General features: G+C 71.7%; 20 protein-coding genes, 1 pseudogene and 1 riboswitch. Of the genes and pseudogenes, 11 read left to right on the plus strand and 10 right to left on the minus strand.

Annotation, left to right across the window (positions count from 1 at the left end):
- Positions 1-40: 40 nt before the first annotated feature.
- The 3 genes and pseudogenes from ACZ5DC_RS14085 to ACZ5DC_RS14095 form a co-directional block, all read left to right on the plus strand.
- Complete coding sequence (locus tag ACZ5DC_RS14085; RefSeq protein WP_468652470.1) at positions 41-460, plus strand: hypothetical protein; 420 nt, start codon at positions 41-43, stop codon at positions 458-460.
- A gap of 13 nt (positions 461-473) precedes the next feature.
- Positions 474-1658, plus strand: coding sequence for a glutathionylspermidine synthase family protein (locus tag ACZ5DC_RS14090; protein ID WP_468652472.1), 1185 nt, complete (start codon positions 474-476; stop codon positions 1656-1658).
- A gap of 48 nt (positions 1659-1706) precedes the next feature.
- A pseudogene (locus ACZ5DC_RS14095) lies at positions 1707-1837 on the plus strand (IS5/IS1182 family transposase); the annotation flags it as partial.
- 24 nt (positions 1838-1861) lie between these two features.
- Here the strand turns inward: ACZ5DC_RS14095 and ACZ5DC_RS14100 are convergent.
- The 3 genes from ACZ5DC_RS14100 to ACZ5DC_RS14110 are packed head-to-tail and all read right to left on the minus strand — an operon-like array spanning position 1862 to position 3446.
- Positions 1862-2317, minus strand: a complete 456-nt coding sequence (locus tag ACZ5DC_RS14100; protein ID WP_468652474.1) for a MarR family transcriptional regulator — start codon at positions 2315-2317, stop codon at positions 1862-1864.
- Positions 2314-2808 (minus strand): MarR family winged helix-turn-helix transcriptional regulator, encoded by a 495-nt coding sequence (locus tag ACZ5DC_RS14105; protein ID WP_468652476.1) that lies wholly within the window; start codon positions 2806-2808, stop codon positions 2314-2316. Before ACZ5DC_RS14105 ends, ACZ5DC_RS14100 begins: the two co-directional genes overlap by 4 nt.
- Before the next feature lie 35 nt (positions 2809-2843).
- Entirely contained in the window at positions 2844-3446 is a 603-nt protein-coding gene (locus ACZ5DC_RS14110) for a TetR/AcrR family transcriptional regulator (protein WP_468652478.1), read from the minus strand.
- Positions 3447-3585: 139 nt separating this feature from the next.
- Here ACZ5DC_RS14110 and ACZ5DC_RS14115 point away from each other — a divergent pair, with 139 nt between their 5' ends.
- Positions 3586-4047, plus strand: a complete 462-nt coding sequence (locus ACZ5DC_RS14115) for a nuclear transport factor 2 family protein (RefSeq protein WP_468652480.1) — start codon at positions 3586-3588, stop codon at positions 4045-4047.
- A gap of 32 nt (positions 4048-4079) precedes the next feature.
- Here the strand turns inward: ACZ5DC_RS14115 and rocD are convergent, their stop codons facing one another.
- Positions 4080-5288 carry an ornithine--oxo-acid transaminase gene (gene rocD / locus ACZ5DC_RS14120; protein ID WP_468652482.1) on the minus strand — a complete coding sequence of 403 codons (1209 nt, stop codon included), beginning with the start codon at positions 5286-5288 and terminating at the stop codon, positions 4080-4082.
- A gap of 103 nt (positions 5289-5391) precedes the next feature.
- A riboswitch (ZMP/ZTP riboswitch) is annotated at positions 5392-5480 on the plus strand.
- Between the two features lie 33 nt (positions 5481-5513).
- Between rocD and ACZ5DC_RS14125 the strand changes: the two genes are divergently transcribed.
- From ACZ5DC_RS14125 to ACZ5DC_RS14135, 3 genes are all read left to right on the plus strand, one after another.
- Positions 5514-6968, plus strand: coding sequence for a glycine hydroxymethyltransferase (locus tag ACZ5DC_RS14125; RefSeq protein WP_468652484.1), 1455 nt, complete (start codon positions 5514-5516; stop codon positions 6966-6968).
- 114 nt (positions 6969-7082) lie between these two features.
- Positions 7083-8108 (plus strand): tryptophan--tRNA ligase, encoded by a 1026-nt coding sequence (gene trpS, locus ACZ5DC_RS14130; RefSeq protein WP_468652486.1) that lies wholly within the window; start codon positions 7083-7085, stop codon positions 8106-8108.
- 150 nt (positions 8109-8258) lie between these two features.
- Positions 8259-8843, plus strand: a complete 585-nt coding sequence (locus ACZ5DC_RS14135) for a 2'-5' RNA ligase family protein (protein WP_468652488.1) — start codon at positions 8259-8261, stop codon at positions 8841-8843.
- Here the strand turns inward: ACZ5DC_RS14135 and ACZ5DC_RS14140 are convergent.
- The gene (locus ACZ5DC_RS14140) at positions 8840-9595 is read right to left on the minus strand and encodes an SDR family NAD(P)-dependent oxidoreductase (RefSeq protein ID WP_468652490.1); all 756 of its coding nucleotides are present in this window, start codon (positions 9593-9595) and stop codon (positions 8840-8842) included. The genes ACZ5DC_RS14135 and ACZ5DC_RS14140 overlap by 4 nt on opposite strands.
- An 85-nt stretch (positions 9596-9680) precedes the next feature.
- Here ACZ5DC_RS14140 and ACZ5DC_RS14145 point away from each other — a divergent pair, with 85 nt between their 5' ends.
- On the plus strand, positions 9681-10592 hold the full coding sequence (locus ACZ5DC_RS14145; RefSeq protein ID WP_366748657.1) for a YihY/virulence factor BrkB family protein: 912 nt from the start codon (positions 9681-9683) through the stop codon (positions 10590-10592).
- Here ACZ5DC_RS14145 and ACZ5DC_RS14150 read toward each other — a convergent pair.
- A complete protein-coding gene (locus ACZ5DC_RS14150) occupies positions 10540-11799 on the minus strand; it encodes a D-alanyl-D-alanine carboxypeptidase family protein (RefSeq protein WP_468652492.1) in 1260 nt (419 codons plus the stop codon). The two genes, ACZ5DC_RS14145 and ACZ5DC_RS14150, sit on opposite strands and share 53 nt — an antisense overlap.
- A gap of 91 nt (positions 11800-11890) precedes the next feature.
- On the opposite strand from ACZ5DC_RS14150, the gene ACZ5DC_RS14155 reads away from it, so the two are divergent.
- The 3 genes from ACZ5DC_RS14155 (at position 11891) to ACZ5DC_RS14165 (ending at position 15530) form a co-directional block, all read left to right on the plus strand.
- Positions 11891-12130: an SCO4848 family membrane protein gene (locus ACZ5DC_RS14155; protein ID WP_468652494.1), complete on the plus strand. Its 240-nt coding sequence runs from the start codon at positions 11891-11893 to the stop codon at positions 12128-12130.
- Positions 12131-12146: 16 nt separating this feature from the next.
- Positions 12147-13757 (plus strand): metallophosphoesterase, encoded by a 1611-nt coding sequence (locus ACZ5DC_RS14160; RefSeq protein ID WP_468652496.1) that lies wholly within the window; start codon positions 12147-12149, stop codon positions 13755-13757.
- A 228-nt stretch (positions 13758-13985) separates the two neighbouring features.
- Positions 13986-15530, plus strand: a complete 1545-nt coding sequence (locus ACZ5DC_RS14165; protein WP_468652498.1) for an ABC transporter substrate-binding protein — start codon at positions 13986-13988, stop codon at positions 15528-15530.
- On the opposite strand, the gene ACZ5DC_RS14170 is transcribed toward ACZ5DC_RS14165, so the two are convergent.
- The 4 genes from ACZ5DC_RS14170 to ACZ5DC_RS14185 form a co-directional block, all read right to left on the minus strand.
- A complete protein-coding gene (locus ACZ5DC_RS14170) occupies positions 15531-16139 on the minus strand; it encodes a Uma2 family endonuclease (protein ID WP_468652500.1) in 609 nt (202 codons plus the stop codon).
- Positions 16140-16229: 90 nt separating this feature from the next.
- Positions 16230-16976 (minus strand): TetR/AcrR family transcriptional regulator, encoded by a 747-nt coding sequence (locus ACZ5DC_RS14175; RefSeq protein ID WP_468652502.1) that lies wholly within the window; start codon positions 16974-16976, stop codon positions 16230-16232.
- Positions 16977-17050: 74 nt separating this feature from the next.
- On the minus strand, positions 17051-17461 hold the full coding sequence (locus ACZ5DC_RS14180) for a VOC family protein (protein ID WP_468652504.1): 411 nt from the start codon (positions 17459-17461) through the stop codon (positions 17051-17053).
- Positions 17462-17569: 108 nt separating this feature from the next.
- Positions 17570-21037: a DNRLRE domain-containing protein gene (locus ACZ5DC_RS14185; protein WP_468652506.1), complete on the minus strand. Its 3468-nt coding sequence runs from the start codon at positions 21035-21037 to the stop codon at positions 17570-17572.
- Positions 21038-21297 lie beyond the last annotated feature (260 nt).

The following is a 21297-nucleotide window of genomic DNA, read 5'->3' on the forward strand; positions in this document are numbered from 1 at the left end:
CGCCGAACACGGCATTCGCATCCGACGGGGGAGACACACGATGGACCGCACACGTCGACCACTGCGCTCCGGCACGGTCGTCCTCGGCGGCGTGGGCCTGCTGGCCGCCGCGCTCACCGCCTGCTCGTCCGAACCGGACAAGCGCTGCGTCGACCGGGACAGCTACAACCTCGCCAAGGGGTACAAGGTCGTCCCGGACAAGAACTGCAAGACCACCGGCTCCTCCGGGAAGACGGCGGGCAGGAAGACGGGCGGGAAGACGACCGTCAGGAAGAAGACCGACGCCGCCTGGTACTACGAGGGCGAGGAGAAGAACGGCTGGGTCGACGGCGGCTCCTTCACCAAGCCCGGCAAGGGCTCGGGCGGCGGCTCGTCCGACGATGACGACGACCACCACAGCGGAAGCGGCGGAGTCCACCGCGGCGGTTTCGGCGGTGGCAAGGGCGGCTCCGGCGGCTGACCGGAACACGCGCATGGAACGCCGTACCACCACCCCCCGCCCCGGCTGGCAGCAGACCGTGGAGGCGCAGGGCCTGGTCTACCCGCTCACCCGCCACCCCGACGGCTCGCTGCGCCCCTACTGGGACGAGAGCGCCTACTACGTCTTCACCCTGGAGGAGGTGGAGGCGCTGGAGGAGACCGTCGAGGAGCTGCACCGCATGTGCCTGGCCGCCGCCGGGCACATCGTGTCCGAGAACCGCTTCGCGGACCTCGGCATCACGGACCCGCGGGTGGCCGCCGCGGTCGCCGAGGCCTGGCACCGCCGTGCCGAACTCCCCTCCGTCTACGGCCGTTTCGACCTGCGCTACGACGGCACGGGACCGGCCAAGCTGCTGGAGTACAACGCCGACACCCCGACCTCGCTGGTGGAGGCCGCCTCCCCGCAGTGGTTCTGGATGGAGGACCGTTTCCCCGGCGCGGACCAGTGGAACTCCCTGCACGAACGCCTGGTCGACGCCTGGCGCGCCCAGTCCGCGCTGCTGCCCCCGGGCAGCCCGCTGCACTTCGCGCACTCCTCGGCCGACGAACTCGGCGAGGACCTGATGACGGTCGCCTACCTGAAGGAGACCGCCGAGCAGGCCGGCCTCGCCACCGACTGGCTGGCCATGGAGGAGATCGGCTGGGACAGCCTCTCCGGCCGCTTCGTCGACAACCGGCTCCGCTTCATCCGCGGCATCTTCAAGCTCTACCCCTGGGAGTGGCTCACCACCGACGCCTTCGGCGGACACGTCCTGGACACCCTGGACAACGGCGGCGGCACCGGCAGCACCCTGTGGATCGAACCGGCCTGGAAGATGCTCCTGAGCAACAAGGCGCTCCTGGCGGTCCTGTGGGAGCTGTACCCCGGCCACCCGAACCTCCTGCCCGCCTACCTGGACGGCCCCCGCGAGCTGATCCGCACGGCCGGCTACGTGGCCAAGCCCCTCCTCGGCCGCGAGGGCGAGGGCGTCACCGTCCACGCGCCGGGATCGCCGGGCGTCGTGCGTGACGAGGCCTGCTGCTACCAGCAGCTGGCCCCCCTGCCCGCCTTCGACGGCAACCACGTGGTCCTGGGCGCCTGGGTGGTCCGGGACGAACCCGCGGGCCTCGGCATCCGCGAGTCCGCCGGCCTGGTCACCGACGGGTACGCCCGCTTCCTGCCCCATGTGATCCTCTAGGGCCTGTATGTGGTTCCGATCATTCTGTGCGGTCGCCCGTGTCCTGCGACGGACTTGTCGCTGGTCAGCGTGGACTCCACCACCGCCCGTGCCCACCACGACGCCGCCTGCGAAGCCGACGCCGGCTCCGGCTGAAGGCCGCCCTGCTCGGGCGCTCGCGTGGCGGACAGACCAGTGAGTCAGTCACAGGACCGGTCGGGGGGTCAGGCGGTCAGCGCCGCGAGCTCCGCGTTGGCGCGCTCGGTGACCAGGGCGAGGACGCGGCCGGCGGCGGTCAGGTCGGCAGCGGGTATTCCGCCCCAGATGCGGGCGCTGACAGGGGCGGTCTCCGCGCCGACGGCGGCGAACAGCTCGCGCCCTGTGTCCGTGGGACGAAGGTGCGGGCCGTCCGTGTCGAGCAGTTGCTTGGCGAGCAGTTCGTCGAGAGCGGCACGGATGCCGGCCGGATCGGTCTTGAGGGAGGCCTGGATCCGGGCGACGAGATCGTCCGGTGTCTGCGGAGTGTCGGCGGTGAGGGCGGTGCGCAGGGCGATCTGCTGCTGGAACGTGATGCCGTGCCGGGCCAGGACGTGCTCCAGGACGCCGCGGGCGGCGTAGTGGGCCAGCGCGAGGTCGCGGGCGTTGGCGACGGGTTCGGTGGTGGATGCGGTGGTGGTCATGACGGTGCCCCCTGAGTGCTCTGGTCGTTCGGTACGGATGGAGCGAGAGGTGCGTCGAGCAGGGTCGTCAGCTGGTCGGTGAACGCGTGCGTCGCCGGGGCGTCGAGGCCGCCGAGCGGCTCCAGCAACTGCTGAAGCAGTTCCTGGACCACCACGATGGCTTGCCGCACGACGGCCTGGCCCTGCTCGGTGAGGGCGAGCTGCACGGCGCGCGGGTCGCGGGGATCACGGGCGCGCTCTATCAGACCGGCCGACTCCAGGGCGCGAGCCAGCTTCGAGACGTACAGCGCCTCCAGGCCGGTGTGGTCGGCGAGTCGGCGCTGACTGGGCCGCTCGCCGGCGCGCTGCATGCCGTGCAGTGACGCGAGCAGTGAGTACTGCGCGTGGGTGAGGCCCAGCGGAGCCATCGCGCGATCGACCGCGACGCGCCACTTGTTGGCGAGCCGCCATACCAGGAAACCGGGCGTGGGGCCCGGCGAACCCTTGCTCATGGAAATAGATTACATGGCTACTATGTCCATGGCTACTATTTTCGGGTGGCCGTGGCGATGGCCGGGCTCGCGGGGGCGTCCCCGAGCAGCCTCTCCACCGCCGCCCGTGCGTGCCGCGCCGGTGCCGGGTCGCCGGTGACGGCCGCGGTGACGATGGCTCCCTCGGCGAGCAGGAAGACCGGTTCGGCGACCGGGGCGCCGGTGGCGCGGACCCAGGCCGCCAGCTGGTCGTGGAAGGCCCGCTTGTGGGCGCGGACCTCCGCCAGGACCGGCTCGGACGACGAGCCGAGTTCGCCGTGGGCGTTGATCCAGGCGCAGCCGCGGAAGCCGGGTTCGGCGAACCACGCGGCGAGCCAGTCGAAGACCGCGAGCACCCGTGCGCGGGGGTCCGGGACGCTCTCCACGTGGGCGGCGAGGTCCGCTCGCCAGCGCCGGTCGCGATGCCTGAGCACGGCGACGACCAGGTCCTCCTTGGTCGCGAAGAGCCGGTAGATCCGCTTCAGGGGCAGTCCGCAGGCCTCGCGGACCCGGTCCATGCCGACCGCCTGGATGCCGTGCGCGTAGAACAGCGTCTCCGCCGCGTCCAGGAGCGCCGCGCGGTCCAGGCGGTTCTGTTCCTCGGTGACGGCGGCGGGCATCGTGGCTCCTTGACGTTGAGAACGGGCGTTCTCTATCGTAGCCGCATCGATCGAGAACGGTCGTTCTCGATATCCCCCGGCATGGCCCGGCACCCCCCCGGCGCTGTTCTCCCCCGCGCACCGACCCCAGGAGGTCACCGTGTCCGAAGACCGCCCGCCCTACCCGCCGTTCACCCTGGAGACCGCCCGCCGGAAGGTGCAGGCGGCCGAGGACGCCTGGAACACCCGCGACCCCCACCGGGTGGCCCTCGCCTACACCCCCGACTCCGTCTGGCGGAACCGGGACCGGTTCGTCACCGGCCGCGACGAGATCGTCGCCTTCCTCACCGAGAAGTGGGAGCGCGAGCGGGACTACGCGCTGCGCAAGGGCCTGTGGAGCTTCCACGACAACCGCATCGCCGTCCGCTTCCAGTACGAGTGCCGCGACGCCGGCGGCCAGTGGTGGCGCTCCTACGGCAACGAGCTGTGGGAGTTCGACGAGCACGGCCTGATGCTCCGCCGCGAGGCCAGCATCAACGACGTGGCCATCGAGGAATCCGACCGGCGCATCTTCGGACCCCGGCCCGCCGACGAGCACGGCGCCGACTTCCCGCTCCACTGAGAGACCGCGTCCCCGACCGGACCCGTCCCTGATCAGCCCCCGGCCAGCACCGCCCGGAACTGTTCCACCGCCCAGTCCAGGTCCTCCTCGCCGATCACCAGCGGCGGCGCGATCCGGACGGTCGGCCCGTGGGTGTCCTTGACCAGGACCCCACGGGCCAGCAGCCGCTCGCAGACTTCCCGCCCGGTGCCCACCGCCGGGGACACGTCCACCCCGGCCCACAGCCCCCGCCCCCGCACCGCCGTCGCCCCGCCCGCGCCGGGCAGCCCGCCCAGCAGGCCGTGCAGCCGCTCGCCCAGCCGCGCCGCCCGCTCCTGGTACTCACCGGTCCGCAGCATCGCGATCACCTCCAGCGCCACCGCGCAGGCCAGCGGGTTCCCGCCGAACGTCGACCCGTGCTCGCCCGGCCGGTACACCCCGAGCACCGCCGCGCTCGACACCACGGCCGACACCGGCACGATCCCGCCGCCCAGCGCCTTGCCCAGCAGGTACACGTCCGGCACCACCCCCTCGTGCTCGCACGCGAAGGTCCGCCCGGTGCGCCCCAGGCCCGACTGGATCTCGTCGGCGACGAAGAGGACGTTCCGCTCGCGGGTCAGCTCCCGCACCCCGGCCAGATAACCGGCCGGCGGCACGATCACCCCCGACTCGCCCTGGACCGGCTCCAGCAGCACCGCGACCGTGTTCTCCGTCAGCGCCGACCGCATCGCGGCCAGGTCCCCGTACGGCACGATCTCGAAGCCCGGGGTGTACGGCCCGAAGTCCGCACGGGCCTCCGGATCAGTGGAGAAGCTGATGACCGTCGTCGTACGGCCGTGGAAGTTGCCGCCCGCCACGACGATCTCCGCCGTCTCCGCGGGCACCCCCTTCACCCGGTACCCCCACTTCCGGGCCGTCTTCACCGCGCTCTCCACCGCCTCCGCCCCCGTGTTCATGGGCAGCACCATCTCCATCCCGCACAGCTCGGCGAGCTGTGCGCAGAACGCGGCGAACCGGTCGTGGTGGAAGGCGCGGGAGGTCAGCGTCACCCGGTCCAGCTGGCGCCGTGCCGCCTCGGCCAGCCGCCGGTTGCCGTGCCCGAAGTTCAGCGCCGAGTAGCCGGCCAGCAGATCCAGATAGCGCCGTCCCGCCACGTCCGTCAGCCACGCGCCCTCGCCCTTGGCGATCACCACCGGCAGCGGGTCGTAGGTGGGCGCGCAGTGCGCTCCGGCGGCGGCGATGAGGTCCTTCGCAGCGGTCACGGCCTCTCCCGGGGACGGCTCGGACTCGACGGTGACCTCCTTCTTATCCTCGCTCGCATGGTGGACGCGGGACCTGCCCCGCGCGGCGCGCCCGGTAGGCTGACGAGCGGGCCGTGACTGGCGCGCTGGGATGGGACGGACCATCAGGGAGCGGCCCGAGCGGGAAGAGTGCCGTGCGCCTGGGCCGAACGTGAACGCTGTACGTACACCGTCCGGAGGTCCCCGATGCCCGAGAATTCCGTCTCCCCCTCCACCGAGTCGACCGCCTTCCGTGCCGCCCTCGACGTGATCCGCGCCGTCGAGCCGCGCGTCGCCGACGCCATCGGCCAGGAGGTCACCGACCAGCGCGAGATGCTCAAGCTGATCGCCTCGGAGAACTACGCCTCCCCGGCGACCCTGCTCGCGATGGGCAACTGGTTCAGCGACAAGTACGCCGAGGGCACCGTCGGGCGCCGCTTCTACGCCGGCTGCCGCAACGTCGACACCGTCGAGTCCCTCGCCGCCGAACACGCCCGCGAACTCTTCGGCGCCCGCCACGCCTACGTCCAGCCGCACTCCGGCATCGACGCCAACCTGGTCGCCTTCTGGGCCGTCCTCGCCGACCGCGTCGAGGCGCCCTTCCTGGAGAAGACCGGCGCCCGCCAGGTCAACGACCTGACCGAGGCCGACTGGGCCGAGCTCCGCCAGGCCTTCGGCAACCAGCGCATGCTGGGCATGTCCCTGGACGCCGGCGGCCACCTCACCCACGGCTTCCGCCCGAACATCTCCGGCAAGATGTTCGACCAGCGCTCCTACGGCACCGACCCGGCCACCGGCCTGATCGACTACGAGGCCCTGCGCGCCCAGGCCCGCGAGTTCAAGCCGCTGATCATCGTCGCCGGCTACTCCGCCTACCCCCGCCTGGTGAACTTCCGGATCATGCGGGAGATCGCCGACGAGGTCGGCGCCACCCTCATGGTCGACATGGCGCACTTCGCCGGCCTGGTCGCGGGCAAGGTCCTCACCGGCGACTTCGACCCGGTTCCGCACGCCCAGATCGTCACCACGACCACCCACAAGTCGCTGCGCGGCCCGCGCGGCGGCATGGTCCTGTGCGACGACTCCCTCAAGGACCAGGTGGACCGCGGCTGCCCGATGGTCCTCGGCGGCCCGCTCCCGCACGTCATGGCCGCCAAGGCCGTCGCCCTGGCCGAGGCCCGGCAGCCCGCCTTCCAGGACTACGCCCAGCGCATCGTGGACAACTCCCGCGCCCTCGCCGAGGGCCTGACGCGCCGCGGCGCCACCCTCGTCACCGGCGGCACCGACAACCACCTGTGCCTGATCGACGTCGCCACCTCCTACGGCCTCACCGGCCGCCAGGCCGAGGCCGCCCTGCTCGACTCCGGCATCGTCACCAACCGCAACGCCATCCCGGCCGACCCGAACGGCGCCTGGTACACCTCCGGCATCCGCATCGGCACCCCGGCGCTCACCACCCGCGGCCTCGGCACGGCGGAGATGGACGAGGTGGCGGGCCTGATCGACCGCGTCCTGACCACCACCGAGCCGGGCACCACCAAGTCCGGCGCCCCCTCCAAGGCGGCCCACGTCCTGGACGAGAAGGTGGCCCAGGAGATCTCCCAGCGGGCGACGGACCTGGTCGCGGGCTTCCCCCTCTACCCGGAGGTCGACCTCGGCTGAAGCGCCCCGAAAGGGGCGCGGGGAACTGCGCGACCGGCCGGGACCGGTCCGCAGTGCCCCGCGCACCGCACCACCCCCACCTCTCGGGCCGACGACACCCCGGCCGATGAGAGAATGGGCAGCATGGCTTCCGCTGACCGTCCCCGCGTGCTGTCCGGCATCCAGCCCACCGCCGGCTCGTTCCACCTCGGCAACTACCTCGGCGCCGTCCGCCAGTGGGTGGCCCTCCAGGAGTCCCACGACGCGTTCTACATGGTCGTCGACCTGCACGCGATCACGGTCCCGCAGGACCCGAGGGAGCTGCGCGCCAACACCCGGCTCGCCGCCGCCCAGCTGCTGGCCGCCGGACTGGACCCGGACCGCTGCACGCTCTTCGTGCAGAGCCACGTCCCCGAGCACGCCCAGCTCGCCTGGATCATGAACTGCCTCACCGGCTTCGGCGAGGCCAGCCGCATGACCCAGTTCAAGGACAAGTCCGCCAAGCAGGGCGCCGACCGCGCCTCCGTCGGCCTCTTCACGTACCCGATCCTCCAGGTCGCGGACATCCTGCTGTACCAGGCGAACGAGGTGCCCGTCGGCGAGGACCAGCGCCAGCACATCGAGCTGACCCGCGACCTCGCCGAGCGCTTCAACGGCCGCTTCGGCGACACCTTCACGATCCCGAAGCCGTACATCCTCAAGGAGACGGCGAAGATCTACGACCTCCAGGACCCGACGGTCAAGATGAGCAAGTCGGCGTCCACGCCGAAGGGCCTCATCAACCTCCTCGACGAGCCCAGGGCCACGGCCAAGAAGGTCAAGAGCGCCGTCACCGACACGGACACGGTGATCCGCTACGACACCGAGCACAAGCCGGGCGTCTCCAACCTCCTCACCATCTACTCCACGCTCACCGGCAGGACGGTCGCGGAGCTGGAGCAGGCGTACGAGGGCAAGATGTACGGCGCGCTCAAGACGGACCTCGCCGAGATCATGGTCGAGTTCGTCACGCCGTTCCGCGAGCGCACCCAGCAGTACCTGGACGACTCCGAGACGCTCGACGCGGTCCTCGCCAAGGGCGCGGAGAAGGCCCGTGCCGTCGCCGCCGAGACCCTCGCGCAGGCGTACGACCGCGTGGGCTTCCTCCCCGCCAAGCACTGAGGCGTACGACCGCACGGGGCCCGCGCGGGCAGAGCGCTGCACATCACTTCCGCCGCGCCTGCCCGAAGGACATCCGTGGCCGTACAGTCGATAGCCGACGGCCGGGACGAGACGGCCGAGAAGACGACAGACGCGACGACAGGAGACGACGTGGGGACCGTAACGATCGGCGTGTCGATCGCGGTCCCGGAGCCTCACGGCAGCCTGCTCCAGGAGCGGCGCGCGGGCTTCGGCGACGCCGCGGCTCACGGCATCCCCACGCACGTCACGCTGCTGCCGCCGACCGAGGTGGACGAGGCCGACCTGCCGGCGGTCGACGCGCACCTCGCCGAGGTCGCCACCTCGGGCCGGCCGTTCCCGATGCGGCTGTCCGGCACCGGCACCTTCCGGCCGCTGTCGCCGGTGGTCTACGTGCGCGTCGTCCAGGGCGCCGACGCGTGCGCCTGGCTCCAGCAGCGCATCCGGGACGCCTCCGGGCCGGTGGCGCGCGAGCTGCAGTTCCCGTACCACCCGCACGTCACCGTCGCGCACGGCATCGACGAGGCGGCCATGGACCGCGCCTTCGAGGACCTGGCGGAGTTCGAGGCCGAGTGGCCGTGCACCGGCTTCGCGCTGTACGAGCAGGGCCCCGACGGCGTCTGGCGCAAGCTGCGCGAGTACACCTTCGGGGGTCCGGTGGTCCCGCCCCAGCCGGACCACACGGAAGTGGAACGCGGCACGATCGCCAGCCGCTAGGCCATCAGCCGGCGGTGCACCGCTCGGGGTGCGTGCCGCAGGGCCGCCATCAGCAGGCGGAGCGCGCCCGGCACCCACACCGTCTCCGAGCGGCGGCGCAGCCCCAGTTCGATGGCCGTGGCGACCGCCTCCGGGGTGCTGGCGAACGGTGCCGGCACCCCGTCGGCCGGCCTTCCCGTCCGGACCGGGCCGGGGCGTACGACCATGACGTGGACGCCGGTGCCGTACAGGGCGTCGCCGAGGCCCTGGGCGAAGACGTCGAGGCCGGCCTTGCTGGAGCCGTAGATGAAGTCGTCGCGGCGGGCGCGTTCGGCGGCGGCGGCGGACAGCACGACGAGGGAGCCGTGGCCCTGGTTCTGCAGGGCACGCCCGACGACCAGGCCGGCCGAGACGGCCCCGGTGTAGTTGGTCTGGGCGACCCGCACGGCCCGTACCGGATCGCGCTCGTCGTGCGCCTGGTCGCCGAGGACGCCGAAGGCGAGCAGCACCATGTCGACGGGCCCGCCGGTGAACACCTTGCCGAGGGCGTCCTCGTGGGACTCGGGATCGAGCGCGTCGAAGGCGACGGTGTGCACGTCCGCGCCGAGCGCGCGCAGACTCCCGGCCGCGTTCTCCAGGGCCGGGGAGGGGCGGCCCGCCAGCCACACCGTGCGGGTGCGGCGGGCGATCAGCCGGCGCGCGGTGGCCAGCGCGATCTCGGACGTGCCGCCGAGGACGAGCAGGGACTGGGGCAGAGCGGTGGCGTCCTTCATGACAACTGACCGTATCGCCCGCATATGACCGTTCTGGTGAAGAAACGCGGTGTTCACGCCCCCGGACAACGGGCACAGTCGCACCATGGACTGGCTGAAGAGGCTCCCCGGCATCGGGCCGATCGTCACCCGGCTGATGCTCACGCACGCGTGGCGCTGCTACGAGCGGCTGGACCGGGTGAAGTGGGCCCGGCTCGCCGCCGCCATGACGTTCGTCAGCTTCGTGGCGCTGTTCCCGCTGCTGACCGTGGCCGCCGCCATCACCGCCGCCACGCTCAGCCCGGCCCGCCAGAAGACCGTGGAGCACCGGATCGCCGACCAGTTCCCGGGCCTCGCCGACCAGTTGGACCTCACCTCCCTGGTGCAGAACGCGGGCACGGTCGGCGTCATCGCGGGCGCCGTCCTGCTGTTCACGGGCATCGGCTGGGTCGGCCAGGTCCGGGACTGCCTGCGCGCGGTGTGGGAGCTGCCGGACCGCGAGGAGAACCCGGTCGTCACCAAGGCCAAGGACGCCGTCATCCTGCTCGGCTTCGGCGGCGCCCTGCTGGTCACCCTCGCCGCGTCCACCCTCGCCTCGGCCGCCGTCGGCCTGCTCTCCCGGCAGATCGGCCTGGACGAACACAGCTGGGGCAGCGTCCTGTTGCAGATCGCCGCGTTCGCCGTCGCCGTGCTCGCCGACTTCCTCGTCCTGCTCTACGTCCTGACCCTGCTGCCCGGGGCCGAGCCGCCGCGCCGCCGCCTGCTGGTCGCCGCGCTGCTCGGCGCGGTCGGCTTCGAACTGCTGAAGCTGCTCCTCAGCGGCTACATCCAGGGGGTCGCCGCGAAGAGCATGTACGGCGCGTTCGGCGTCCCCGTGGCACTGCTGCTGTGGATCAACTTCACGGCCAAACTGGTCCTGTTCTGCGCCTCCTGGACGGCGACGCCGAGCAAGGAGGCGGCGGGGCTCAGGGACGCGCGCGACGGCGCATCAGGTCCGGCAACGGCCATCGGCGGTTGACCAGGAACGCGCCGCCCCCGAGCAGCACCAGCAGCCCGCCCGCGACGGCCAGGGCGATCCCGGCCCCGCCGGAGCCCGACCCGGCCGCCGCGCTCGCCACGGGCTTCGACCCCGTGCCGCCGCTCCCGGCCGCCTGCCCCGACCCCTGCGCCGGATCCTGGGCGGCGGCCGTGCCGGTGCCGGGCCGCGGGGTCGCCGAGGAGGCGCTCCTCGGCGGCACCAGCTCGCCCACCGCGTTGACCTTGCCGACGGCCTGGAAACCCCAGTCGAACAGCTTCGCGGTCTCCTTGTACACCTCGTTGTGCTCGCGCTTGGCCGGGTTCATCACCGTGACCAGCAGCACCTTGCCGTTCCGCTCGGCGACCCCGGTGAAGGTGGCGCCCGCGTGCGTGGTGTTGCCGTTCTTCACGCCCGCGATGCCCTGGTAGACGGGGACGTCGGTGTCGCCGCTCAGCAGCCGGTTGGTGTTGCGGATCTCTGCGGAGCCGAACGTCGCGCTCACCGTCGAGCAGTAGTCGCGGAAGTCCTTCTTCTGCAGCCCGGAACGGGCGAACAACGACAGGTCGTACGCCGACGACACCTGCCCCGGCGCGTCGTAGCCGTCCGGCGAGACCACGTTCGTGTCCAGCGCCTGGAGCTCCCCGGCGTGGTCCTGCATGTCCCGCACGGTCTGCTCGATGCCGCCGTTCATCTGGGACAGCACGTGCACGGCGTCGTTGCCCGAGCGCAGGAAGACCCCGAGCCACAGGTCGTGGACGGAGTAGGTGGCGCCCTCCTTTATCCCGACCACGCTGGAGCCGACGCCCACGCCCCTGAGGTCCGACGCCGCCACCTTGTGCTCGGTGCTCTGCGGGAACCGGGGCAGCACGGTGTCCGCGAACAGCATCTTCAGCGTGCTCGCCGGGGGCAGCCGCCAGTGCGCGTTGTGCGCGGCGAGGACCTCCCCGGACTCGGCGTCGGAGACGATCCAGGAACGGGCGGTGAGGTCCTTGGGCAGCACCGGCACGCCGGGGGCGAGGTTGACCTGCGTGCCCGGCATGCCGAGCCGGGCGCCGCCCACGGTGGACATCTGCGCCGGGGGCGTGGCCGTGGGGCTCGTCGAGGGGGTCGGCGCGGCGAGGGCGGCGGGCGCGGTGACGGACAGGGACAGCAGGGTTGCGGAGGTGACCAGCAGGGATCGCCTGACGGTCGTGTTCGGTGCGGGCACGACCGAGAACGTACCCGTACCCGACGGCGAAGTCCCGCGCCGCCTCCCACCCCCGGCACGGAACCGGACACGGGACGGCGATACTGGACCCATGAAGCTCAGCCGCCCGGTGTCCTGGTTCCTGCTCGCCTTCGGGGTGTGGTCCTGGGTCATCTGGGTCACTTTCGTCAAGAACCTGGTCAAGGACAGCAGCGGGCTCGCCTTCGACGACGGTCACCCGACCGCGTACTTCTGGGTGCACCTGCTGCTGGCGGTCGTCTCCTTCGTATTGGGGACGGTCATCGGGGTCCTCGGGTTGCGCGGTCTGCGCGCACTGCGCCGGAATTCATAGCGGGGGACCGGTCGGGGTGGTCATCGTCCTCGCGCTCGTCGCCCTGGCCGGCCTGTCCGCCGTGGCGGGCCTGCACTGGTACGTGTGGCGGCGCCTGGTCCGCGACACCACGCGGGGTCCGGGCCCGGCCCGCCGCGCCGGCACCGCGCTGTTCGTCACCGGCCCGGTCCTCACGGTCGCAGCCCTGGTCGCCGAACGCTCGGGCGCCCCCTTCTGGCTCCAGCGCACCCTGGCCTGGCCGGGCTTCCTGTGGATGGCCCTGGCGCTGTACCTGCTCCTGGCAGTCCTGGCGACCGAGGCCCTACGCCCCCTCCTCACCCGCCGCACCCCACCCACGACGCCGTCACCACCGGGCTGGTCTTCCGGCCAGCAGGGCGGGGACCCTGTGGGCCCGTCTTCCGACCGGCCGAGGGTGGACTCTGGGGGCTCGTCTTCTGGTGGGCCGGGCGTGGATTCCGTGGGCTCGTCTTCCGACCACCCGAGCGGGAACCCCGCGGACTCGTCTTCCGACCGGCCGGGCGTGGATTCCGTGGCTTCGTGTGCCGACCTCCAGAGCCCGGACCCCGTGTCTTCGCCTCCCGGCCGCCCGAGCCCGGACCCCGTGTCTTCGCCTCCCGGCCGCCCGAGCCCGGACCCCGTGTCTTCGCCTCCCGGCCACGCGAGCCCCGACCCCGTGGGCTCGCCCCTCGACCTCCCGAGCCCCGACCCCGTGGGCTCGCCTCTCGGCCGACAGGGTCGGGTGGTGGGGGGTCAGGGGGCGGAGTCCCCTGGGGCGGTCACCGGGGTGCCGGGTGCCCAGGGGCCGACCCGGCGCCTCGTCGTCGCCCGCCTCCTCGCCGGCGCGGCCACCACCACCGCCGTGGCGACAGTCGGCCACGGCACCTACGGAGTCCTGAAGGGCCCCCGGGTCAGACACGTCACCGTAGCGCTCACCAAGCTCCCGCGAGCAGCCCACGGCTTCCGCATAGCCGTCGTCAGCGACATCCACCTCGGCCCCGTCCTCGGCCGGGGCTTCGCGCAGCGGGTCGTCGACACGGTCAACGCCACCCAGCCGGACCTGATCGCGGTCGTCGGCGACCTGGTCGACGGCAGCGTCAAGGACCTGGGCCCGGCCGCCGCCCCCCTCGCCCGGCTCAGCGCCCGCCACGGCGCGTACTTCGTCACGGGCAACCACGAGTACTTCTCCGGCGCCGAGCAGTGGATCGAAGAGGTCCGCGACCTCGGCCTGCACCCGCTCCAGAACGCCCGCACCGAGCTGCCGTACTTCGACCTGGCCGGCGTCAACGACGTCCAGGGCGAGAGCGAGGGCCAGGGCCCGGACTTCGCCAGGGCGCTCGACGACCGGGACCCGGCACGCGCGTGCGTGCTGCTCGCCCACCAGCCGGTGCAGATCCACGAGGCCGTGCGCCACGGCGTCGACCTCCAGCTCTCCGGCCACACCCACGGCGGCCAGCTCTGGCCCGGCAGCCTCGTCGCCGCCGTGGCCAACCCGACGGTCGCCGGTCTGGACCGCTACGGCGACACGCAGTTGTACGTCAGCAGGGGCGCGGGCGCCTGGGGACCGCCCACGCGCGTGGGGGCGCCGTCGGACGTGACGGTGATCGAACTGGCCGCCACCCGCGCGTGAGCCGCGACCCACTTGCGCGGAACCGCTCCCACGCCTGTGGAAGAGCTGTGAATCCGGGCGGAAACCACGCCTCGGTAAGTTCTTGCACAACTGGTCAGAAAGCCCTTCCCCACGGTGAAACCGGTGTGGTTAGGTGAGCCGCGCCACTTAGGGGAGTGGCCGATTCATGCCGGCCAGGGGTAGGGCCCCGACGGGCCTGGGGAGGGCACCACCATGCGATCTGTTCGCATGCGGATTCTCGTGACGCTGCTCGTGCTGTCCGTCGTGGGGATCGGCGGTTGGCGGCTGTTGCAGTCGCAGGAGGACAAGGACAAGACCATCACCGTCGGTACGACGGACGCGGTCACCGCACTCGACCCGGCCGGCGCCTACGACGCCGGTTCCTGGGCGCTGTTCAGCAACGTGTTCCAGTCGTTGCTGACGTTCGAGCCCGGCGGGGTCACGCCGGTCCCGGACGCGGCGCGGAGCTGCGCGTTCGAGGGCAGCGGCCTCAGGGCGTACCGGTGCACCCTGCGTTCCGGGATCACCTTCCCGAGCGGGCGCGCCATGACGGCGCAGGACGTGAAGTACTCCTTCGACCGGGTCAAGAAGATCAACTCCGATGTCGGCCCGGCGTCCCTGTTCGACACGCTCGCCTCGGTGACCGCCGACGACGAGCACACCGTCACCTTCCACCTGTCGTCCGCCGACGCCACCTTCCCGCAGAAGGTCGCCACCGGCGCCGGCTCGATCGTGGACAAGGACAAGTACCCGGCCGGCGCCCTGCGCACGGGCACCGCCGTCGACGGCACCGGCCCGTACACGCTGACGGGGTACGCCAAGGACCAGAAGGCCGACCTCGCACCGAACCGGCACTACAAGGGGTACCTGAGCGGCGTCGGCCGCCCGGTCGAGCTGCGCTACTACGCCGACTCCACGAAGCTGGACCGGGCCTGGAAGGGCCGGGAGGTCGACGTGGCCACCCGGACCCTGCCGCCGGGCGTGCTCTCCGGGCTGAACCCGAGCGACCCCGAGCAGCGGGTCACCGAGTCCGACAGCGCCGAGACCCGCAACCTGTACCTCAACACCCGCTCCGGCTCGCCGCTGCACGACGTACGGGTGCGCCGGGCGATGGCCTGGCTGGTCAACCGCGAGCAGCTCGCCACGACGGTGTACGAGGGCACGGTCGACCCGCTGTACTCGCTGATCCCGACGGGCATCACCGGGCACACCACCTCGTTCTTCGACACCTACCCGCGCCAGAGCACCGACAGCGCGCGCCGGCTCCTCACCGAGGCCGGGGTGAGCCTGCCGGTCCGCTTCACCCTCGGCTACGGCACCGGCCGGGGCGCGGGCGCGGAGGAGTCCGCTGAGCTGAAGAGGCAGCTGGAGGCGGGCGGCCTGTTCAAGGTGGACGTCAAGGGCTACGAGTGGACCGACTTCCAGAAGCGCTGGGCCGCCGGGAAGATGGACGCCTGGGCGGTGGGCTGGGTCGCCGACTACCCCGACCCGGACACCTTCGGCGGCCCGCTCGTCGGCACCGGCTCCACGATGAGCACCGGGTACAGCAACAAGCTGGTCGACCATCTCATCCTGGACAGCCGGCAGTACGCCGACCGCACCCGGGCCGCGAAGGACTTCAGGGACATCCAGACGGACGTGGCCGAGGACGTCCCGCTGATCCCGCTCTGGCAGCGCAAGGAGTACGTGGTCAGCACCGAGGACGTGGGCGGTGGCCAGTACCTGTCGGACGGCACGGGCGTGTTCCGCCTGTGGCGGCTGACCTGGATCTGATCAGTCGGTCTTCCTCTGCCCGGCCTTGATGATCTGCTCGACGTCGAGGGTGACCTTGGCGCCGATGGCGTCCGGGAGGGTGACGACCTCGCCGGGGGCGTGCGGACGATGGCTCTCGTACGTGTCCCCGGCGGGGTTCGTGAGAACGTGCACGCGCTCGTGCTTCCGGTCGACGATGACGTACACAGGAACCTTGGCCTCGGCGTAAGCGCCGACCTTGGTACGCAGGTCGGCCCGGTAGTTGCTGGACGTGACCTCCAGGACAAGGCGGAAGCAGACGGGGTCGTAGCAGTTGTTCTCGACGTGATGATCCTGGTAGTCGGCGTCGACCAGAGAGAGGTCGGGGATCGCGTAATCCTCGCCCCCCGTCGGCAGCCAGAGTCCGATTCCTTGGACCACGTTCGACTCGGCCCCGTGGAGACCCGCGGAGAGGAAGGGCAGCATCAGGTCGGTCAGGACCACGCTGTGGGGGCCGTCGGGGGGCGGGGACACGAGAAGCTGGCCTCCGATGATCTCGACGCGGTAGCCCGGGTTCCGCTCCATGAGCCGGTTGGCCTCCGCGATCAGCGGACGGTCCCCGTGAGGCCGCTCGACGGCTGCTGCGGACATCAGGTGCCTCCCGTGGGCCGGTGTCGAGAGCATCATCGTAGGCAGCCGGAACCCCGGACGTCCTGTTCCCGGGCCTTCACCCGAAAGTGATCACTCGCCCTCCCGGCCCCCCCGCCCCGGGTCCGGCAGGGCCTTCGTCATCCCCGGCAGGAAGTCCGTGAACAGCTCGTGGACCTCCAGGACCAGGGGCCGCAGCACCCGGAACCGGGCCAGCGAGACACCGCGGGCGGTCAGGCGGGCCCCCCGCCGCGCCAGCCGGTAACTGCGCTCCCGCCCCTCCGTGCGGTCGAAGATCCAGTACAGGACCAGACCCATCTGGGCCAGCCACATCAGCTCCGGGAGCACGTCCCGCAGCTCGGGGGCCACCTTGGACTTCGAACCGGCCAGCACCTCCCGGTGCACGCCGACGGCTTGCTCGCGCGCGTGCTCGCTCTCCGGCGAGAAGGGGCTGAGCGGGCTGTCGGGGTCGGCGGCGTTCTTGAAGAACTGCACCGCGAACTCGTGGTACGGCCGGGCGATGTCCAGCCACGCGGTCAGCACGCCCGCGAGCCGCGCCTCCAGGTCGGTCTCCCGGTCCAGGACCTCCCGGACCACCGCCTGGTGCTCGGCGGCGATCCGGTCGTAGAAGCCCTGGATCAGGTGCTCCTTGCCCTCGAAGTAGTAGTAGGCGTTGCCGACGGAGACCCCGGCCTCCTGGGCGATGGCCCGCATCGTCGTCTTGTCGTACCCGCGCTCCTGGAACAACCGCATCGCGGTCTCCAGGATCAGCGCACGGGTCTGCTCGGACTTGCTGCTCTGGGGGCCGGCCGCCTCGGGACCGTCGTTCTTCGCGGGCACGCGAGGAGCCTAACGAGTGACGGGGACCGCCCCCGGGCAGGACGGCGGCCACGCCGGGCACCGGCGGGACCGCCTCAGGGTCTGCGGCCCAGTGCCGGGCGCTTGGTGTAGTCGGTGAAGCCGAGGATGTTGCCCCAGGGGTCGGCGATCTCCACCGTCCAGCCGGTGGCCACCGGGAAGACCTCGTCGAGGAGGTCGATGCCGGCGGCGGCCAGCTCCCGCGCCGCCGCCCGCGCGTCCGGCACCTCCAGCCAGACGCGCGGCGAGGGCCAGGGCGGGGTCCGCCGCCGCAGCTCCTCCTCGGCGCGCAGCAGGATGCCGGGCGTCTCCCCGCCGACCTTCAGCTGTGCGATCCCGCCCTCGTCGAACCGGAAGCCCACGGCGAACCCGGCCCGCTCGTAGAAGGCGACGGCCTCGCCGAGGTCGCCGACGGGGAGCAGCACGTTGTCGAAACCGAGCAGTTCGTACGACTCTTCGTCTGACATGTCGTCACATTAGGAGCCTTGTCGCCGGGAAGCGAGGAGCCCCACCGGAGCGGACCCCGCGTCGTCGCCGTCCCGGTGCCCGACCGCAGACGCTGCCCGGAAGCGCCCTCACCCGACGGCGAGACGCGTCTTCCACCAGGTGGTGGGAGCGATGACCTCCGTTCCCGAGCCGGGGAGACTGGTGCGGTCGCCGGCGTAGAAGCGCACCGAGCCGTCGGAGCGGACGGCCCACAGATCGGGAATGCCGTCGCCGTTGGCATCGGGCGTGCCCAGGAGGTACGGGATGGACGCGTTGTGCCAGCCTTCGCCGGTCCAGTAGGTGTCGGCGCCTCCGGCCGAGTTGGCGGCCGCCGCCAGCGAGGTGAGGTCGACACCGCCACCGGAGGCGGCGATGCCCTTGCGCAGGAGCAGCCGTCCGGAGACGTCACTGCGGTAGACGAGGTCGGCGACCTTGTCCCCGGAGATGTCCTGGACGAGGACGATGTCCCGGTCCTTCCACGAGGAGCCGGACAGCCTGACGGCCTGGTCGACGGTGGCGCCGTGGTAGCCCGTGAACGCCCACAGTTCGTCGTCGGTGCCGTCACTCTTGCGGACGGTGGCGAAGAAGTCGGTCCGTCCGTCGCCGGTGATGTCGCCGGTGGCCAGGATCTGGGTGAAGGTCCCGGGGGCGGGGGAGCCGGCGGGCAGCAGTATCTCCCGGCGCTTGTCGGTGTTGACCGCGCCGTAGCCGTCGCCGGGGTAGACCCAGAGCTTGCCGCCGACCCGCACGACGAGGTCCTGCAAGCCGTCACCACCGTAGATGTCACCGTTGTGGCTGATCAGCGCGCCCTTGAAGTGGCCGCTGGGAGCGGCGACGTAGGGCGGTTGGGCGTCACCGCCGGGGTCCTTCGCGGGGTTGTCGTGGTAGGCGCCGGCCATGGAGTAGTCCAGGTCGCCGGTGCCCTTGAGGGCGTCCTTGTCGGCCTGAGAGGGATACAGGGCGAGGTTGCCGGCCTCGGTGACGGTCATCAGGTCGGGCAGGCCGTCCCCGGTGAAGTCGCCGGGCTTGTCGACCTGGTCACGCGGGCTGACGTAGAAGTAGTACTTCGTGGGCTCGGAGGGGTTGCCGGCGCTGTCGACGGCCCGGACGTACAGCACGTTGGGCCCGGCGGTCGGCGGCTTGGCGTTCGAGATGGTGGAGCTGATCACGGTGGCCCAGCCGGTGGTCCGGGCCAGGCTGCCGGTGTAGTTCGCCGAGTTGAACCCGTACTCGTAGCGCACGACGTCGCTGTTCAGGGCGCGCACGGTGAAGGAGCCGGGCGTGCCGAACTTCTTGGCGGACCAGGTGGCGTCCTCGGTGTCGCTGCCGAAGCCGTTCTCACTGCCGTCTGCATCGGGGAAGTCGGTGGACGACACCTTCGGCGGACGCGGCGCGGTGGTGTCCAGCACGAACCGGCACGGGGTCTTCGGCTGGAAGCCGGTCGTGGAACCGGCGTCGTCCCGGGCCTGCACCCGCCAGGAGTAGGTGGCGCCGCTCTTCAGACCACTGGTGGAGAACCTCGGCGTGGTCCGCAGCGCGGTGTCGGTGTCGGAGCCGGCGGAAACCTTGCCGGTCGACTTGAGCAGGTCGCCGGTGGTGTCCCAGTGGCCGGTCTCCCACAGGTCGAAGTCGAAGTAGTCGAGGTTGTGGTCCTTGTCGGTGGCCTTCGCGGTGAACGTCAGGTCACCGGAGCCCATCCGGACGTACGGCTTGGTGGTGGTGCACTTGCCGTCCGGACCGAGGTCGAGGGAGTTGGGCACGATGGTGGGTCTGCGGTTGTAGACCAGCTCCAGGACGGGGGCGTTGTCGCCGTCGGCCTGGAATTTCTTCCACGCGTACTGCGCGTCCTCGTCACGGGCGCGCAGGCCGAAGGTGATGGTGTCGTCGCCGTCGTCGGCGGCGTCCTGGGCGCCGCGCTTGACGTCGAAGGCCTCGTACGCGTCATGGCAGCTGGCCGCCTTCCAGCCGTGGGCGAAGCTCTTGGTGGCCAGCTTGTTGCCGTCGTGGAGCTTGGGCGCGTTTTTCCAGTTGGTGTGCGAGTCGATCTCTCCGGTCAGGTGCACGCTCATGGATCGGGCGCTACAGGACCACGAGTACGTCTCCAGCATGCGCAGTTTCGCGCTGGTGATCTTCGTGCCCTTGAGGTCCTTGTCGAAGGTCATGTTGAAGAAGGACCGGGAGGTGCCCCAGGTGTCGGACTCGAAGCCGACGCGCGCTTCGTGGGTGCCGCCCTTGTTGAAGCCCTTGCCGTCGTAGAACGTGGCCTTGGGGAAGCGGTCGTAGGCGGTGGTCCAGTGCTGGATGTGCTTCTTCACCGAGGGGTCGATGAAGACGGGGTAGGTGGTGTCCGGGGCGGCCAGGAACTCCGGGTCGGGGGCGAGCGTCCACCGGCCGTCCGTGAGATCGGCGTCGACCAGGGAGCCCCGCGAATCCGGGGAGGGGCCGTCGAGCAGGGGCAGGCTCAGGGTGGCGGCCGGACCGGTCCGGGAGGGTTCGGGGGCCGGTTCCGCGGGCGCGGAGGGCGGGGGCGAGTCGGAGCCCGTGGGCTCGGGACCGTCGCTCGCGGGCGGCAGCGTCTCGACGTCCGTGTCCTGCTGCTCGTCGGACTCGGCCGGGTCCTCCTGCGTGGGGCTGTCATCAGGCGTCGCGACGGCCGTGTCCGTCGCGTCGGGTGTCTCGGGGCCGGTGGGCTGGGCGCTCGCCCCCACCGTGCCGTCGGTGACGGCGGGCGTGCCGGTGCTGTCCCACATCAGCGGGGTCGGCGACATGGCGACCTCGTTGCGGCCCTCGTCCTCCGCGCTGACGATGTCGCTGAGCGGGTCGAGCCGGAACGTGAGATCGGCGGAGTGGAGCCCGTAGGCCAGCTGTTGGGCGTGCGGATCGGAGGCCGCCTGACGGTTCTTCAGCACGACGAGCTGCGCGAAGCCGTCGTCGTCGGCGGTCAGCACCAGGTCGCCGCCGGGGAAGATGTCCGGATACAGCGCGCGGTTGCCGTCGATGACCGGGCTGGGCACGGCGCCCGGCCAGGTGAGCTGGATGTCGTGGTCGCCCACGTGCAGCGTGACCAGCGGGGTGCCGGTGTCGGCGGTGGCGTCCCTCAGCAGGGAGACGCGGCGCGTGGCGGTCCGGTCCGCGTGCCGACCGACCGTGCCGCGCGAACCGGCGGAGAAGACGATGCGGGTGTTGGTCGCTTTCGGCTCCCAGCCGGCCTCGGTGCGGTGCAGGTCCGGGTCGATCTTCTTCCACTCACCGCCCACCTTGGCCCGGACGGGTGAGGAGTAGAGGCGCTTGCGCATGAGTCCGTCGGGCCGGGCCCAGGTGGTCGAGTGGCTGGTGCGGGCGGCGGTGACCTCGACCGTCCTGCCCGTGCGCGCGGCCTGGGCGAGGGCCGCGTCCTCGGTCACGGTCCGGGCCGGGCGTGGGTGCGGGCCGTCGGCGGGGGCCGTCCCGCCGTCCGGCCACAACCCGGCACAGACGGCGCCCCCGGCGACCAGCGTGCTCACGACCAGTGCGGCAGTGGCCCGACGGCCAGGTCTGCGGCGCCAGTTGGGTGTCATCGGCCGGGTTCCCCTTCCCCCTCGTTTCCCCGATGCCGGCGCGCGACAGGGCGCGGGCTGGGCCAGCCGATGATGACCTAAAAGCAATCCGTCGTCACCTGGTGACCGTGGGGCGCGCGTGCCCGGCCCGGCGTCACTCCGCTCCGGAGCGGGCGCGAGCAGACCGCGTCGTTACCGCACGTCCCCGGCCGTGAGCCGGTCAAAGCTCCCCGATCCGCCCGAAAACGGAGGCCGTTTTGGGGGAGCGGGTGACGCTGTGA

The sequence above is a fragment of the Streptomyces sp. NPDC031445 genome, from assembly GCF_055581365.1.